Genomic DNA, 15,697 nt, shown 5'->3' with positions numbered 1-15,697 from the left:
CTACAAATTCTCGCGGATTCTTGGATCGAGCGCCGCGTTTACGAGGTCGGCGAGCGTCGTGGAGATGACGAACAGAACGGTGGTGACGAGGACCGTGCCCATGACGATCGGATAGTTGCGCGAATCCACCGCCTTGACGATCAGAGCGCCGATGCCGGGCCGGGCGAAGACCACCTCGACGAAAACCGCCGCCGAGAGCAGGTGCGCCATGCCGACGCCGATGATCGTCACTGTCGGCAGGATCGCGAGCGGCAGCGCGTAGCGCGCCACGATGCGCCGCTCCGAAAGGCCGAAGGAGCGCGCCATGCGAATGTGGTTCTCGCCAAGAATCTCCAGCATGGAGGCGCGCACGATGCGCGAGATGTAGCCCACCCAGCCGATACCGACGACGAAGGCTGGAAGGATGAGATGGACGAACCCGTCGCGGAAGCCTGAGCCGGCGCCGATGGCCGGCAGCCAACGCAGGCCGACCGAGAAGATCAACAGCGCATAGATCGCCATGACGAAGGACGGGATGGCGATGGTTCCGACCGCGAATACACCCACGACCTTGTCGATCACGGAGTTGCGGCGCAGCGCCGAATAGCAGCCGAGCGGCACGCCGACGATAACGGCCCAGGCGATCGAAACCAGGATGAGTTCGATCGTGTAAGGCAATTGCTCGAAAACGATGGCCGCGACAGGGCGCTGGGTAAAGACATCGGTGCCGAGATTACCGTGCAGCAGCCCCCCGAAGAATGAGACGATCTGCACGGGCAGCGGCTTGTCGAGGCCCATTTCTTCGTGCAATTGCGCCTTCAGTTCCGGCGTCGCACGCGGTCCGAGCAGGACCGCGGCGGGATCGCCGGGAACGGCCTGGATCATCAGGAACAGCAGCGTGACGGCAACGACGACAATTGCCGCCGCCAGCACGATACGCTTGCCAAGATATAACCACATGTTTTGACTCAGCCTGTCCCAGCGACCGCGTCAGAGCGGTTCAGCGGCTGATAGAATCGCCGACCCGCTCTAACCCTTTGTTTTTTCGCAATTCCGGACGGAAAACCGCTACGCACTTTTCCTAGAATGCCCTAGGCCGATTTCGGCTCAAAGCCGAGATAGAGCGGCCGCCCGTCTGGGCGCGTCTCGGCCTCGAGTTGCGTCGTTCGGTACATGATCGGCGAGCCTTCATGGGTGAGGAACCGGTAGGAGCCGGAATCTTCCATGATGTCCTGCATCTCATAATACATCTTGGCCCGTTCCTGCGGGTCTTCGACGGTTACCGCCTTGGCGTTGAGCTCGTCGAAGCGCTCGCTGCGGAAGCGCTCCCAGTTCCACACACCGACCTGGTCGCGCACGAAAAAGGTGGTGGCGTAATAGGGATCCGGCACCATCGAGAAACGCTGCACGATCAACTGCATGTCCTTCCAACGTTCGCCTTCCGATTCCATGCCGATGGTCCAGAACGAACCGGAATCCTGAACATTGACCTCGACCGTGATGCCGATCTGCGACAGCTGCGCCTGGACCATTTCCGCGATCGTGGAGAAGGTGGTCACGTTGAGCGCGTCGATGGTGAGGCTGAGTTCGGTGATGCCGGCCTTCTCAAGATACTGCTTCGCCTTTTCGAGATCGCCCTCCGGCGGTATCAGCGCTTTTTCCCGGTGTCCCACCAAGCCCGGAGCGATAAGGCCGGTGGCGACCTGGGCCTGGCCTGAATAGGCCGCGTCCATGATCTGCGGCACATTGATGGCCCATTGAATCGCCTTGCGGACATTGACGTCCTTCAGCTTCGGATGGTCCGAGTTCATGCCGATATAGACATAGTAGAGCGAAGGCTTTTCTTCGATCTTGGTGTTTTCGGGCGGGCTGTCCTTCAACGTGGCCAGCGAATCGAGGCTGAAATCGGTGAAATCGATGTCGCCGGCCTGATAGGCGCGCTCGGCGGTCTTGATATCGCTCATCGGCAGGATATGAATTTCGTCGAAGCCCGGCCTGGGGCCTTTCCATTCGGGATTTCGGGTCAACAGGACGAGCTGGTTCGGCTTCCAGTCCGACAACACGTAGGGACCTGAATAGCAGGGCGGCTTCATGCCGAAATCGCCGCCGTCGGCAACTGCCTTCGTCACCGCTTTTTTCGAGACGATGTGGCCGCAACCATAGGGAAGAGTGATGTTCCAGAGCGGCACGAAAGGCGTCTTGAGCACGATCACGCCAGTATGGTCGTCCTCGATCTCGATGCGGTCGAGCGGACCCCAGTCGCCCTTGACCGGAGAATTGTGCTGGATGACGCGCTCGAACGAGAACTTCACGTCCTCGGCGGTCATTTCGCCAAATCCGCCAGTGAAATTGATGCCCTTCTTCAGGCGGAAGCGGATGTGCGTCGGATCGATCTGCTCGACGGATTCGGCGGCCTCGAGTTCCCAGCCCCACTCCGAACCCGGTTTATAGCGCGTAAGCTTGGTGTAGATGCAGTTCATGACGTCAACATTGTACGCGTTCTGGTAGAAGCCAGGATCGAGCTTGTCGATATCGGAATAGGCGCGGGCCTTGAGTACCTTGCCTTCGGCCGCCCATACGGCCTGCGACAAGGGCAGGCCGGAGGCGATGATCCCCGCACCGAGGCCGGCGCCTGCCTGCAGGAAATGCCTGCGATTCAATTTCATTCCATTCACGGTTTCGTTCCCCTTTCAACTGAGCGGGTTTCCCGGCGATTGCCGGGATCCCTCCTTTTTGGTACCGCGCCGCCTGATGGGGCCGCGAGTTCGGACGGCGCATTCTTCAATTCAGCCGGCAAGCCGGTCAATTTCGCTGCCGACGCAGATGTGAGCGAGATTAGCGTCAGTTCGCGAATGTCACAGCAGGCGACGCTCTATCGCCTCGGTCCATTTCTGTTCGTGGACAAGCTCGTCGCCTTCCCATGCCTCGAGATGCGCCTCGACGTGGAAGTGCGATGGCGTCGCGGTCATGGTCGTTTCGGTCAGAGAACGCATGCGCCAATCAGCGCGCGAAAACTCGAACTCCCATTTCGCCTCGGCCCTGGCCGACCCGAAATCGTCGCCGCGGAAGGAATAGCGTTCGCGGCCGAGCGAGGTGATGGTTAGGTCGTTTTCGACGATGCGATAGGTGCCGGCGCCTTCGCCGATCTCAACGACAGTCGAAGCGTCTGCCAGATTCTCCGTGATCGCCCAATCCTTTTGCGGCTTCGAGATCGTCTCCACCCGTAAGGGCGACGCCCCTTCGGGTTCGGCAAAAGGTGCCGGTGCCGGATCTCCGGCGCCTCCGACGCGGACCGGAAGTTCAAGGCGGCAATCCGTCGGATGGACGGTGAGCGTGACCGGCTCGGGCGAAGGCCAAGCGATCGGGAAGTAATTTGTCGAGATGGCAAGGCGTATGCGGTGCCCCGCGCTGAAGCGCTGTGCTACGTGCTTGAAGGGGACAGAGGCGCGGTAGCGCCTTGCCGGTTCGAGCGGTTCGGGCCTCTCATGGCTATCGCGATGCGTCAGGTTCAAAAGGCCGTAGCTGACGCGCGTCGTCGCGCCATCGGGGGCGACATCCGAAAGACGGACGGCCACCATGGCGACGGGCCTGTCGCTTTCGAAGACAAGATCGAGCATTGCGTCGCCCGCGATCTCAACATCGTGCGCCAGCTCTTGCGTCTCATAGACCAGACTGCCGGCATCGTCGCCGCGCTGGTCAGCCGGCTGGTCGCCGGGCACGGCATAGGAGCACCATTTGCCGCCGCGCAGGCCAACCGACAAGGGCGAGCGGACCGTCTGCATTCCGGCCGCATCGTCTGCCCGACGCAGGGACAGGCGCCCATTGCCGGAAAGGAAGAAGGACTGCCGCTCGATGTTCGGCGATGGCCATGCCGGCTCCGTGACCCAGCGTCCGGCGCGCGTCTCGTAGGAAGTTTGCGGCGGGGCGCTATCCTGCATGAACAGGCGCAGCATCGGCTCGTCCATGATGCCGGTGTCACGGCCCTTCAGCCATTGATCCCACCAGCGGACGCATTCCTGCAGAAAGCCGATGGCAGGACCAGGCTTGCCGATATGGGGATAAGTGTGCGCCCATGGCCCGACCAGCCCCTTGCGCGGGCCCTGCAGCTTTTCCATCAGGCGGAAGACCGAGCGGCAATAACCATCGGCCCAGCCGCTGACGGCGTAGACCGGGCAGGTGATTGCACCGAAATCCTCGCAGACCGAACCGTGTTTCCAGAACTTGTCGCGGTGCTGGTGCTCCAGCCAGTTCTTCAGCCATAGCCCGCTTTCCTTCAATCGACTGTGCCACAAAGCGCGCCAATTGTGCGGCTTGTTGCGTGGGTCGGGCGGCAGCGTGTTGCGCCCGAACATGATCGCCGCCCAGGAGAGATTGTCGATGAGCAGCGTGCCACCCATGTGGTGGACATCGTCGGCGTAGCGGTCGTCGGTCGAGGCGCAACTGATCACCGCCTTCAGCGCAGGCGGCCGCATGGCCGCGATCTGCAATCCGTTGAAGCCGCCCCAGGAGATGCCGATCATGCCGACGTTGCCGTCGCACCAGGGCTGGGAGGCCAGCCATTCGATGACCGAGCAGCCATCGTCAAGCTCCTGCTGAAGGTACTCGTCGAGCATCAGCCCTTCGGAATCGCCGGTTCCGCGCAGGTCGACGCGCACCACTGCGTAGCCGTGGCCGGCCACGTAGGGGTGCATGACGACATCACGCGCGGCGGTCAGATCGTTCTTGCGATAGGGGATGTATTCCAGGATAGCCGGCACCGGCTTTTGTTCGGCACCCTCGGGAAGCCACATGCGCGCCGCAAGCCGGCAGCCGTCCGGCATCGGAATCTCGAAATGGTCGACCGAGCGGATCGGATGGGGGAAGTTGGACACTGTGCGCATGACGAGGCCTCTGTTGGAGAACGCCACCTTGGGCAAATCGGCGGTGCCGCACAATTTCGCGACCCTTCGCGACTTGACACTGTTCTGGCGTCAGTATGCATTAGGTCATGCAGACCGAACCGCTTCCCCAGAACCTCGCCTTCCTGTGCAGCTATTATCCGTCGATTGCCGCCGTGTGCCGGCGCCTGCAGATCAACCGCCAGCAGTTCAACAAGTATCTGAGCGGCCAGACCTGGCCGTCCCGCCGCAACATGCGCAAGATCTGCGATTTCTTCGGCGTGAGCGAAGGCGAGCTTTTGATGGACCAGCAGCGCTTTGCCGAGATCGTCGGCCTGCGCCGCCGCCCGCTCGGCGTCCATGCGCCATCGGACATGCTGGTGCATATGGAGCAGCTCTATCAGCGTTCCGGCGATCTCGGGCGCTATGTCGGCTACTATTTCCGCTATTTCTACTCGTTCGGCTATGCCGGCAAGATCATCAAATGCCTGGTCGTAATCTATGAAAAAGAAGGCCGCTATTTCTGGAAATGCATGGAAAGGCTCGTCCATTTCGGCAAATATGGCGTAAAGACCTCGAAATATTCGGCCGCCCTGCTGCTGCTCGGCGATCGCATATTCGCGCTCGAATCCGAAACCCTGCTCAAGACCAGCATCACCCAGGTGATCCTCTATCCGACCTACCAGACGAGCGTCGCCTATCTGGTCGGCATCCAGACGGGCATGCCCCTTTTACGAGGGCGGAGACCCGCAGCCTCGGTCGTGCTTCTGGAATATCTCGGCCGCTCCGTCGACCAGCGCAAGGCGCTGCAGGCCTGCGGCCTATTCGATGAAACTGACCCCGCCATCGATGTCGGCATCCGCGCCATGATCACCAACCGCATCCCCACCGGGACGTTCGTGCTCGAGACGGAAGAGGTGTAGACGTTCCTCCCAACGCGACCCGCATCGGCGCGGGCCTGTCCAACCCGTTCAGCACGAGGTTGTCACCCATGTCCCCGGGCTGTACAGGTGAGAGGTGGTAGCGGGAGAGCGCTACATCGCGAGACCCACTATCGAAGAAGCACTCTTCTGCTATCGGAGGCACGCGGCTTAGTCCGAAACTTTCCAATTTGGAGGCAGAGGTTAGTCATTGCCCTCCGAAAGCAGAGGCCACATGTTCGAATCATGTCGGGTGCGCCACTAAACTCATGTAATCTTTGAGCTTAATCACCGGATGGCGATTAATTTGCCTCGCATGCGAATGTCGGGGTAACACCAGGGTAACACCTAGCAGGCTGTTGAAGAAGTGCTGGCGCGGCTGTTTGGGTCGTGATTCACTGATTTGGGGATTTTTGGATGCGCGGCTCAGACGAACGGACAGGTTCGCTGTTTTCGTATGTCGACCTTGAAGCGCGAGTTCGCCGCGACCATCCACTGCGAGTGATACAGGAGATCGTGAACGCGGCTCTCATTGCGATGGATCGAGATTTTGCTGGGTTCTGTCGGCCTGGGCTCGGCCGCCCGTCGATCGCGCCGGAACGGTTGCTGCGTGCGATTCTATTGCAGGCGTTCTACGTCATCCGCTCGGAGCGTCAATTGATGGAGCGGATGGAGTTTGATCTTCTATTCCGCTGGTTCGTGGGGCTTGGTGTTGACGAACCGGCCTGGGATCATTCGAGCTTCACCAAGAACCGGGATCGGCTGTTTGCACAGCCGAGGGTGAAGCGGCTGTTGTCGTCGGATCACTTCTCGGTGGATGGGACGCTGATTGAAGCCTGGGCTTCGATCAAGAGCTTCCGCCGCAAGGACGGGGGCGACAACGACCCGGATGGAGCGGGTCGCAACGCCGAGCGCGGCTTTCATAAGGAGAAGCGCTCCAACGACACCACCAGAGCACGAGCGACCCGCAGGCACGGCTTTACAAGAAGGGCGACGGGCAGCCGGCGAAGCTCTGCTACATGGGGCATGCGCTGATGGAGAACCGTCATGGGCTGGCTGTCGACGGCGGCATTACCCATGCGACAGGTACGGCCGAGCGGGAGGCCGCGCTCGCCATGTTGGACCGCAGACCGTCGCGGCGGCGCATCACACTGGGGGCCGACAAGGCCTATGATGTGCGCCAATTCGTCAAGGACCTGCGCGAGCGCAAGGTCACACCGCACATCGCCGTCGACGGCCATCTGAGCAAAACCGGCAAGCCTCGCGTAACAGCGATCGATGGCCGCACGCGCTGCCACGCCGGCTATGCGGTCAGTCAGCGCTGCCGCAAGCGGATCGAGGAGGTGTTCGGCTGGATCAAGGCCTCGGCCGGCATGGCCAAGGTCAAGCTGCGAGGATGCGCCCGTGTGGGCGCGGCCTTCACCTTGAACCTGGCGGCCTAAAATCTGATCCGCTTGCCCAAGCTTTTGGCAGCACCGGCATGAGCGTCATCGGTCGCTGGCGAATCGTTGCGATGCCCGACTATGTCGGGGACTATCGCGACATGATGGAGCCCGCCTACATTGAGTTCGCGGACGATGGCTCCGGCGAATTCGCCTTCGGATGCGTCACCGGCCAGATCTTCGGCTCGGGTGACGGCAACAATGTCGCCTTCTCCTGGCAAGGCAATGACGAAATGGACGAAGCCCAGGGCAATGGATGGGCTGAAATCCAACCAGACGGCTCTATCAACGGACAAATCTGCTTTCGTCGCGGCGACGAAGCAGACTTCGTCGCTCACAAATGGACTTCTTCAACAGCCTGCTAGCCTAAGTTTTGGCGTCGGCGCACCCAACTGTAGTTTTGCGGTTCCACCAGCCAGAAAACTAGCGACCAGCACTTGGTCTCGCCCCGGGGACGCCTTTACGGGACCGAGGCAACCGCTGCACCGTTTCCTTCTTTCTGATGAGGGAGCAGACCGTCTCATTGTTGGATCAGCTCGATCAGGTCGGTGCGGCCCTCATCGTGGCAACTAGGGAATCACGGATGCGCAGGGCGAATTTCATTTGGCGAAATTGTTGGAAACATCGATTGATCGGCCGATCGCTGCTGCTAGCGTTACGCGGCGTTCTAGGAGCGCTGTGCTTGTCCCGGAAAGACGCAAATCCGACGGTGCTGCAACGCGCTTGAAAAGCGTCCCATAAATCTCCGGTGATGAGCGCTGAATGTATAATGACATAATACTTTCGGCTCGGGGACTTGGAAAAGACTTTGCTGGTTTCCGCGCTGTCGATCAGGTGGATCTCGATATCCGCCGCGGCTCTGTTCACGCATTGATCGGGCCGAATGGCGCGGGCAAGACAACCCTTTTCAATCTTCTTACAAAATTCCTGCAACCTTCGCGTGGCACGATTTCCTACCGCGGGCGCGATATCACCCGGATGCGCCCCGCAGATGTCGCGCGTTTGGGCCTGGTTCGTTCATTTCAAATCTCGGCCGTTTTCGGCCATATGACGGTCCTCGAGAATGTCCGAGTCGCGCTGCAACGCAAACGTGGCGATAACTTCGATTTCTGGCGGCCGCAGAAGGCGCTCCATGCGCTTGACGCAAGAGCCGTGGAACTGCTGGAGGCGGTCAATCTGGCCGACGTCGCAGACAGAGCGGCGGCCGAACTGCCCTATGGGCGAAAGCGCGCGCTGGAGATTGCGACCACGCTGGCGCTCGATCCCGAATTGATGCTGCTGGACGAACCGATGGCCGGGGTCAGCCAAGGGGACATCAAACTAATCGAGGACCTGATCAGGACATCTTCGGCAAATCGGACAATTCTGATGGTCGAGCATAATCTCTCGGTGGTTGCTGCGCTGTCGGACACCATCACGGTTCTGGCGCGCGGCGCAATCCTGTCGCATGGCGACTATGCCACGGTGTCGGCCGATCCGCGTGTGATCGAGGCATATATCGGGGCCGGTCATGTTTGATATGGCAGCAGATTCAGCTTCCCTGCCACCTGCTCTTTTGCAGGTAAGGGGCCTTGAGGGGGGCTATGGCGATGGCTCAGTCCTGCATGGTGTGAACTTCGATGTTCATGCAGGTGAAGTCGTTACCCTACTTGGACGCAACGGCGCCGGCAAATCCACTATCATGCGCGCGCTGATGGGTATTCTTGCCCATTCTAAAGGGTCGGCCATGTTTGGCGGGGTGGAGATGATTGGGCTTGCCTCGCGCAAGATTGCCTGTTTGGGCATCGGATATGTGCCCGAGGAACGGGGAATATTCTCAAGCCTTTCTACCGAGGAAAACCTCCTTCTGCCACCGCAAGTGAAACGTGGCGGCCTGACCGTCGAGCAGATCTACGAGTTGTTTCCCAATCTTGAGGAAAGAAAAAAAAGCCGCGGGACGAAGCTGTCTGGGGGCGAACAACAGATGCTTGCACTTGGGCGCATTCTGCGCACCGGCGCAAAGCTGCTTCTTCTGGATGAGCCGACCGAAGGGCTAGCTCCGTCATCGTGCAGCAGATCGGCAAGACCATCGAGTGGTTGAAGCAGGATGGCTTCACCATCCTTTTAGTCGAGCAGAATTTTAGGTTCGCGCAGACGGTCGCCGACCGGCACTACATCGTGCACGAGGGGTTGATCGTCGAGACGCTCGTCAACGATGAAATAGAGGACAATCTGGCCAAGCTCCATTCCTATCTTGGAGTTTAGCATGGATGGAGGCCGTATGGCCGGTCCAGGGCCAGCGGAAGACTGACAGCAAAGGGAGGGAAGATAATGAAACTCATGTTACGATCGTTGATCGTCGCATCGTTTATCGTGGGAAGCGCTTTAGCCGCTTCGCCAGCAATGGCGGCCGGCGGGCCTATTCGGATTGGAGTTCTGGGAGATCAGTCCAGCAACTTCGCTGACTCCGGTGGGCCCGGTTCGGTAACCGCCACGCGCATGGCGGTAGAGGATTTCGGAGGAAGTGTTCTCGGCCGCCCGATCGAGGTGCTCGTGGCCGATCACCAGAACAAGGTCGATGTCGGTGTCGCCATCGCACGCGAATGGTATGAGAAAGAGGGCGTCAACGTCATTGTCGATTTCGCCTCCTCCGCAATCGCTTTGGGCGTGCAGGATATCGCGCGTGAGCTCGACAAGATAGCGCTTTACACAACGGCAAGCTCGTCCGATATCATCGGCAAGGCCTGTTCTCCGAACGGCCAGCAATGGGGCGCCGAAAACTGGTCGAACAGCGCGTCGCTGATGACCGCCCTTGCATCCGACAAGCCGGGAACCACCTTCTTCTTCATTACGGTGGACTACAATTTCGGGCATCAGCTTGAAGACGTGTCGCGCGCGGCGATCAAGGCGGCGGGTGGCGAAGTCGTCGGCAGCGTATTGGTGCCACTTAACACCATGGACATGTCGTCTTATCTGCTTTCGGCGCGGGCCTCTGGCGCCGATGTGATCGTGTTGGCTCAGTCGGGGACAGACCTCGTCACGTCGATGAAACAGGCGACGGAGTTCGGCATCGCCGCCAAGCAGAAAATCGCGGCGCCAATCCTGTTCCTGACCGATATCAAGGCTATCGGGCTGAAAAATCTGGCCGGATTGCAGTTTATCCAGACTTGGTACTGGGACCAGGACGAGTCCAGCCGTGCTTGGGCTCATCGATATTTCGACCGCATGAAGAAGATGCCGAACGAAAGCCACGCGGCGCTTTACGCGGCGGTCACTCATTATCTAGAGGCGGTGAAGGCTGCGGGCACCGACGAAACCCAGGCGGTCCTGAAGCAGATGAAGGAAGCTCCGATTGACGGTCTGATCTCTGAAAACGGTCACATCCTTGAAAACGGCAGGGCGGCCTTTGATCGCTATCTCGTCCAAGTGAAGACCGAGGACGAGTCGAAATACGATTGGGATTTGCTCAAGGTGGTGTCGCGCATTCCCGCCGACAAGGCTTTTCGTAGCGCCACCGACGCTGGCTGTGTGATCAAGTAGCCCTTTTATTGAAACCGATCCAGGCGACGGCCATCGGGGTGTTCCATGCCTCGATGGCCCCTTGCCCGTAAGGACAAAGCAAATGGATGCTCTCCTCGCTCAATTGACCGTCGGTCTGATCAACGGAGCATTCTATGCTATGCTGAGCCTTGGGCTCGCGATCATCTTCGGTATGCTCAACATCGTTAACTTCGCCCACGGGGCGCAGTACATGTTGGGCGCGTATATTTCCTGGATGCTGCTGAACTATCTTGGGCTCGGCTACTGGTGGTCGCTGCTTCTTGCGCCGCTGCTGGCCGGTGCCTTCGGCATCGGGCTTGAAAGGATACTTATCCGACACCTCTACGATAAGGCCCATCTCTACGGGCTTTTGCTGACCTTCGGGCTGGCGTTCATCATTCAGGGCCTGGCCCGCGTTTATTTTGGCAGCGCCGGCCTTCGGTACGAAATTCCCGCGGAATTTTCCGGTATCTGGGATTTCGGTTTCATGATTCTGCCCATCTATCGCGGCTGGGTCATCGCATTTTCTCTGGCGGTCTGCTTCCTCGTGTGGCTTGCGATCGAGAAAACCAAGCTCGGTTCCTATTTGCGGGCGGCGACAGAAAATCCGGTTCTTGTTGGCACGTTCGGTGTGAATGTGCCACTGCTGATCACACTGACTTATGGCGGAGGAGTGGCGCTTGCGGCACTTGCAGGCGTTTTGGCAGCGCCCATTTTCTCGGTTAGCCCGAATATGGGCGTTGAGATCATCTTGGTCGTGTTTGCCGTCGTAGTCATCGGCGGCATGGGCTCGATCGGCGGCGCGGCGATAACCGGCCTGTCGCTTGGTCTCATCGAGGGACTTACCAAGTACCTCTACCCGCAGGCAGCATATGTCGTCATTTTCGTCGTGATGATCGTGGTGCTGGTGGCGCGTCCGGAAGGACTGTTCGGCAAGATGGGGGGCATGAAGATCGATGCACATCTGGAGCGCCCAGATGGCGAGCGTTGGTGGCGCGAACTTTCAGCCTCGACCAAGAGATTGTCTTGGTATGGTCTTGCCATCATCGCGGTGATTGCTCCATTCTTTGTCTATCCCATATTCGCGATGAAGATTCTTTGCTTCGCGCTATTTGCGTGCGCCTATAACCTTCTGCTCGGTTATGGAGGACTTCTTTCATTTGGTCATGCGGCCTATTTCGGGGCTGCGGCCTATGTTGCCGGTTACCTCCTAAAAGAATGGGGGCTTACGCCCGAACTGGCAGTTCTGGCGGCGACTGCATCCGCGGCGCTGCTTGGGCTTGCGTTCGGGGCCTTGGCAGTCCGGCGTCTCGGCGTCTATTTTGCAATGATCACGCTGGCATTGTCCGAGCTTGTGTATTTCATCTGCAATCAGCTTAAAGCTACAGGTGGCGAAGACGGCTTGCAGGGCCTGCCGCGCAACAAGCTATTCGGTTTGATCCCGCTTGAGAACGACCTTCTTCTCTACTTTATCGTCCTGGCCGTTGTCACGGCGGCCATTTTCGCCACCTACCGGATCGTGCATTCGCCGTTCGGTCAAGTTGTCAAGGCGATACGAGAGAACGAGGATCGCGCGGTGTCGCTTGGCTATCGCGTCAATCATTACAAGATCCTTCTCTTTACCCTGTCGGCCGCGCTTTCGGGCTTGGCGGGCAGTCTCAAATCGGTGGTCTTTCAGGTGGTGTCCCTGGTCGATGTTGTCGGCACCACCTCGGCCGAAGTTGTCATGATGACGCTGGTCGGCGGCATCGGAACAATGTTCGGTCCGATCATCGGTGCGACGGTCGTGACGACCATGGAATACTACCTCGCCCCGTTCGGCGCCTGGGTGACGATCATCCAAGGCATGATCTTCGTGGTCTGTGTCATGAGCTTCCGCGAAGGCATCATCGGTATTATCGGTTCATTGACGACGGCGTTTCGCCGGTCGTCCCGGCCGCTGCGGCGCAATCGTGAATCATAAGGCAAAGGCTTTTGCCGGGTCTATCGGTCTCGGATCGTCGACGCGCTGTTACGACAACTCTAGGGTGCGCCTTATGACGCCGTCGAATATGCAAGACGGTCATGCGGCCGCTGCAACGCTATATGCGGTCTTTATCCGAGAACCGACGGCGCCAGGTGTTCATCGGCCAAAGGCCGGCCGGCGGTTGCGGCCATTTCCGCTACTTTCGCGACACGCTCCGCATTGCTGACAGCCAGCTTGCCATGAGCGTCGACTATCGCATTCTCGAATCCCACACGGACATGCCCTCCCATTTCGATCACGGCTTCCAGGCAAGCCATTTCCCCGCGACCGAAAGCACAAGCCATCCATTTGCCCTGGGCTGCGAGACCTTCCGCGCTCAAAACGCGGTAGAGGTCGTCGACCATATCCACGGTGGCGTCGTCGATGACACCGTACCGACCGGCGACAAGCAGGGTACTGGGCTGCCGATCGTCATCGAAGAGCCGCCCGCGCAGGCCGGAGAGGGTGCGAATGTCTTCGGCCGAATAAAGAATGTACTGGATAGAGATTTCGGAAGCGATGGCGCGCTGGACGATTTCGATCGCCCTTTCTTCACCGTCACGCAAGATCTCCGCTATGGAAACCGATGCATAATGCGGTTTGAGCTCCGAAAGGACCCGCTGTTGATCGCACACCGTGCAAATGGACGCCGCTTCTGTCGTGACCTGTACCGTAAGGTGGGGGACCGCCGTCGAAACCATCCGCACGGCCTCGGCGTATCCGGAGACGTCGAGACTATGCCTGCCGAACGGGTCTCGTATATGAAGGTGCATGGCTGCGGCGCCTGCCGCACGGCATTCGACGGCAGTGCTTGCCAGTTCATCGGCTGAAATCGGGAGCGCCGGGTGGTCGGCCTTGGTCCGGCGCGCACCGTTCGGCGCCACCATCACGAACAACGGCTTTACTAATATCTGAACCAATATCTGGCTCCCGACAACCGTTCGTCTCCTGCCTTTCCTGCGATCCAGCAGGCGTCGCAAAAGGCGCGACTACTCATCGATGATCCGGGCATTGCGCCTTTTCAGGATCAGCGCCGATGCGCCGCCGCGCATCGAAAGGGCAACAATCATAAGGCTCAGAACGATGAACGTGCCGCTGATCGGCTCCTGCAGGAAGACGAAATAATCTCCATCCGAAATCAGCAGGGCGCGTCGGAAATGCTCCTCCAGGATGGGGGACAATATGACCCCCAGTATGAGAAGCGCCGGCGAATACCCGAAGGAAGAGCATATGTAGCCCAGGATTCCGAATATCATCATCGTGTAGATGTCGAAGACGTTGTTGTTGACGCTGTAGACACCGATACACATCACCAGCAGAACGATGGGGCTCAGGATGTGCGAAGGCACCGAAAGCAGTCTAACCCATATGCCGATGAGCGGAATGTTCAGGACCAGCAGCATCACGTTTCCAACCCACATGCTGGCGACCACCCCCCAGAAAATATCCGCATGCTGCACCATCATCAGCGGTCCGGGCTGGATTCCATGAATCATCATCGCGCCCATCAGCACCGCCATGACCGCGCCGCTCGGGATTCCGATGCCGAGCATGGGGATGAACGAGGCCTGGACCGTCGCATTGTTGCAGGCCTCGGGCGAAGCGATCCCTTCGATCGCGCCGGTGCCGAATTTAGACGGATCGCGGGAAATGCGCTTCTCGATCGAGTAGGCGATGAAGGTTCCCAAAGTGGCGCCCATGCCAGGCAGCAGTCCGATCACGGAACCCAGAACCGAACCCCGCAGGGTCGGCATCGTCGCCTCCCGCACCTCCTGGCGTGTCGGGATGAGTGAGCGGAGCGTTACCCGCTCGGGCTTTGAAGCGCCGTCCTCGTGCAGGTAGGTAGAAATGATCTCCGACACCCCGAACAGCCCCATCATCATTGCTACGAGATCGACACCGTCGATCAAGGACGGAATGCCCAGCGTGAAGCGTGCCTGCCCTGTGGTGACATCCGTCCCGACCATGCCGAGCAGCAGTCCTACCGCGACCATGGAGAAGCCTTTCACCGGCGACCCAAGCCCGAGCATCGACGCCCCAATCAGGCAGAAGAGAATGAGCGCAAAGTAGTCGGCCGAGGAAAAGCGCAGCGCGATGCTCGCCAGAAACGGCGTGAAGCAAACCAGCAGGATGAGCGCAAGCGTCCCACCCACGAAAGAAGCGCCAGCCGTAATGAACAGGGCGGCTCCCGCGCGACCTTTCTTGGCCATCGGATGCGCATCAAGGCAAGTGATCGCGGTTGACGGCTCACCGGGGAGGTTGAGCAGGATCGCCGTGATCGACCCGCCATACTGGGTTCCATAGAAAATGCCGGACAACATGATGAGCGCGAGCAGCGGATCGACATAATACGTCAACGGCAGACTCAGCGAGATTGCGGCTAGCGCGCCGATGCCGGGCAGAACGCCCACAAGCGTGCCGATCGTTACACCGATCAGGCAGAATAGAAGAGCCTCAGGAGTCAGGGCGTGCCCGAAGCCATGCATAAGATTTACAAGGGAATTCGTCATCGCATCACCAGGCAATAGCGCGCAGGGGAAGCTCGAACCCCTCGATGAAAATCACCACGGAGGCAGCCGAGGCGATGAGCGCGGTGAGGATCATGGCTCGCATCCTGACCTTGTTGCGCCCTAGCGACCCGAGAATTACGAGCAGCATAGAACTTGGAAACAGCCCGATGTGCTCGACCAGGAGAGCCCAGGTCAGGAGCGCCGAGAAAACGCAGATGAAGGCCCGCCAGGGAATTTCGGGCGCTGGACTGTCCGAGTGCCGGACCTCAAGCAAGACCACGATGCCGGCAACCGCAGTGATAATGCCAAGGAGGACCGGGAAATACCCGGCCCCCATATTTTCAAGAGAGCCAACGCCATAGAAGCTCCCGAAACATGCCATGGCGATGCCAAAAATAACAATGGAGGCAGCTACGGCGCATTCCGGTTTATTCAGTTTCATTTT

At 59.4% G+C, this 15,697-nt stretch carries 11 protein-coding genes and 3 pseudogenes; 8 read left to right on the top strand and 6 right to left on the bottom strand.

Annotated elements, in window-relative coordinates; genetic code table 11:
- The 3 genes from FJ428_RS08140 to FJ428_RS08130 all read right to left on the bottom strand — a co-directional run bounded on the left by FJ428_RS08140 (nt 1) and on the right by FJ428_RS08130 (nt 4,913).
- Nucleotides 1-939, bottom strand: coding sequence for an ABC transporter permease (locus FJ428_RS08140; RefSeq protein ID WP_140496109.1), 939 nt, complete (start codon nt 937-939; stop codon nt 1-3).
- Between the two features lie 131 nt (nt 940-1,070).
- Nucleotides 1,071-2,645 carry an ABC transporter substrate-binding protein gene (locus FJ428_RS08135; RefSeq protein WP_140496108.1) on the bottom strand — a complete coding sequence of 525 codons (1,575 nt, stop codon included), beginning with the start codon at nt 2,643-2,645 and terminating at the stop codon, nt 1,071-1,073.
- A 189-nt stretch (nt 2,646-2,834) separates the two neighbouring features.
- On the bottom strand, nt 2,835-4,913 hold the full coding sequence (locus FJ428_RS08130) for a CocE/NonD family hydrolase (protein ID WP_210242245.1): 2,079 nt from the start codon (nt 4,911-4,913) through the stop codon (nt 2,835-2,837).
- Between the two features lie 53 nt (nt 4,914-4,966).
- On the opposite strand from FJ428_RS08130, the gene FJ428_RS08125 reads away from it, so the two are divergent.
- From FJ428_RS08125 to FJ428_RS30925, 8 genes and pseudogenes are all read left to right on the top strand, one after another.
- Nucleotides 4,967-5,779 (top strand): helix-turn-helix transcriptional regulator, encoded by an 813-nt coding sequence (locus tag FJ428_RS08125; protein WP_140879238.1) that lies wholly within the window; start codon nt 4,967-4,969, stop codon nt 5,777-5,779.
- Between the two features lie 414 nt (nt 5,780-6,193).
- Nucleotides 6,194-7,218, top strand: a pseudogene (locus FJ428_RS08120) (IS5 family transposase).
- A 71-nt stretch (nt 7,219-7,289) separates the two neighbouring features.
- Complete coding sequence (locus FJ428_RS08115; protein WP_224718642.1) at nt 7,290-7,583, top strand: hypothetical protein; 294 nt, start codon at nt 7,290-7,292, stop codon at nt 7,581-7,583.
- Nucleotides 7,584-7,980: 397 nt separating this feature from the next.
- Nucleotides 7,981-8,736: an ABC transporter ATP-binding protein gene (locus FJ428_RS08110; RefSeq protein WP_140879236.1), complete on the top strand. Its 756-nt coding sequence runs from the start codon at nt 7,981-7,983 to the stop codon at nt 8,734-8,736.
- Nucleotides 8,729-9,462: pseudogene (locus tag FJ428_RS08105) on the top strand (ABC transporter ATP-binding protein). The gene FJ428_RS08110 and the pseudogene FJ428_RS08105 overlap by 8 nt, the downstream one beginning before the upstream one ends.
- 66 nt (nt 9,463-9,528) lie before the next feature.
- Nucleotides 9,529-10,737 carry an ABC transporter substrate-binding protein gene (locus FJ428_RS08100; RefSeq protein WP_140879235.1) on the top strand — a complete coding sequence of 403 codons (1,209 nt, stop codon included), beginning with the start codon at nt 9,529-9,531 and terminating at the stop codon, nt 10,735-10,737.
- 82 nt (nt 10,738-10,819) lie between these two features.
- Nucleotides 10,820-11,674: pseudogene (locus FJ428_RS30930) on the top strand (branched-chain amino acid ABC transporter permease); the annotation flags it as partial.
- Nucleotides 11,675-12,700 carry a branched-chain amino acid ABC transporter permease gene (locus FJ428_RS30925; protein WP_318012460.1) on the top strand — a complete coding sequence of 342 codons (1,026 nt, stop codon included), beginning with the start codon at nt 11,675-11,677 and terminating at the stop codon, nt 12,698-12,700. It abuts the pseudogene before it with no gap.
- A 131-nt stretch (nt 12,701-12,831) separates the two neighbouring features.
- Here the strand turns inward: FJ428_RS30925 and FJ428_RS08090 are convergent, their stop codons facing one another.
- From FJ428_RS08090 to FJ428_RS08080, 3 genes are all read right to left on the bottom strand, one after another.
- Nucleotides 12,832-13,662, bottom strand: coding sequence for a 3-keto-5-aminohexanoate cleavage protein (locus tag FJ428_RS08090; RefSeq protein WP_140879233.1), 831 nt, complete (start codon nt 13,660-13,662; stop codon nt 12,832-12,834).
- Nucleotides 13,663-13,731: 69 nt separating this feature from the next.
- Entirely contained in the window at nt 13,732-15,252 is a 1,521-nt protein-coding gene (locus FJ428_RS08085) for a tripartite tricarboxylate transporter permease (RefSeq protein ID WP_210242244.1), read from the bottom strand.
- 4 nt (nt 15,253-15,256) lie between these two features.
- Nucleotides 15,257-15,694, bottom strand: coding sequence for a tripartite tricarboxylate transporter TctB family protein (locus FJ428_RS08080; protein WP_140879232.1), 438 nt, complete (start codon nt 15,692-15,694; stop codon nt 15,257-15,259).
- Nucleotides 15,695-15,697 lie beyond the last annotated feature (3 nt).

This window comes from Mesorhizobium sp. B2-8-1 (assembly GCF_006440955.1).
Classification (GTDB): Bacteria; Pseudomonadota; Alphaproteobacteria; order Rhizobiales; family Rhizobiaceae; genus Mesorhizobium.
This window is presented reverse-complemented; position numbering and strand designations above follow the sequence as displayed.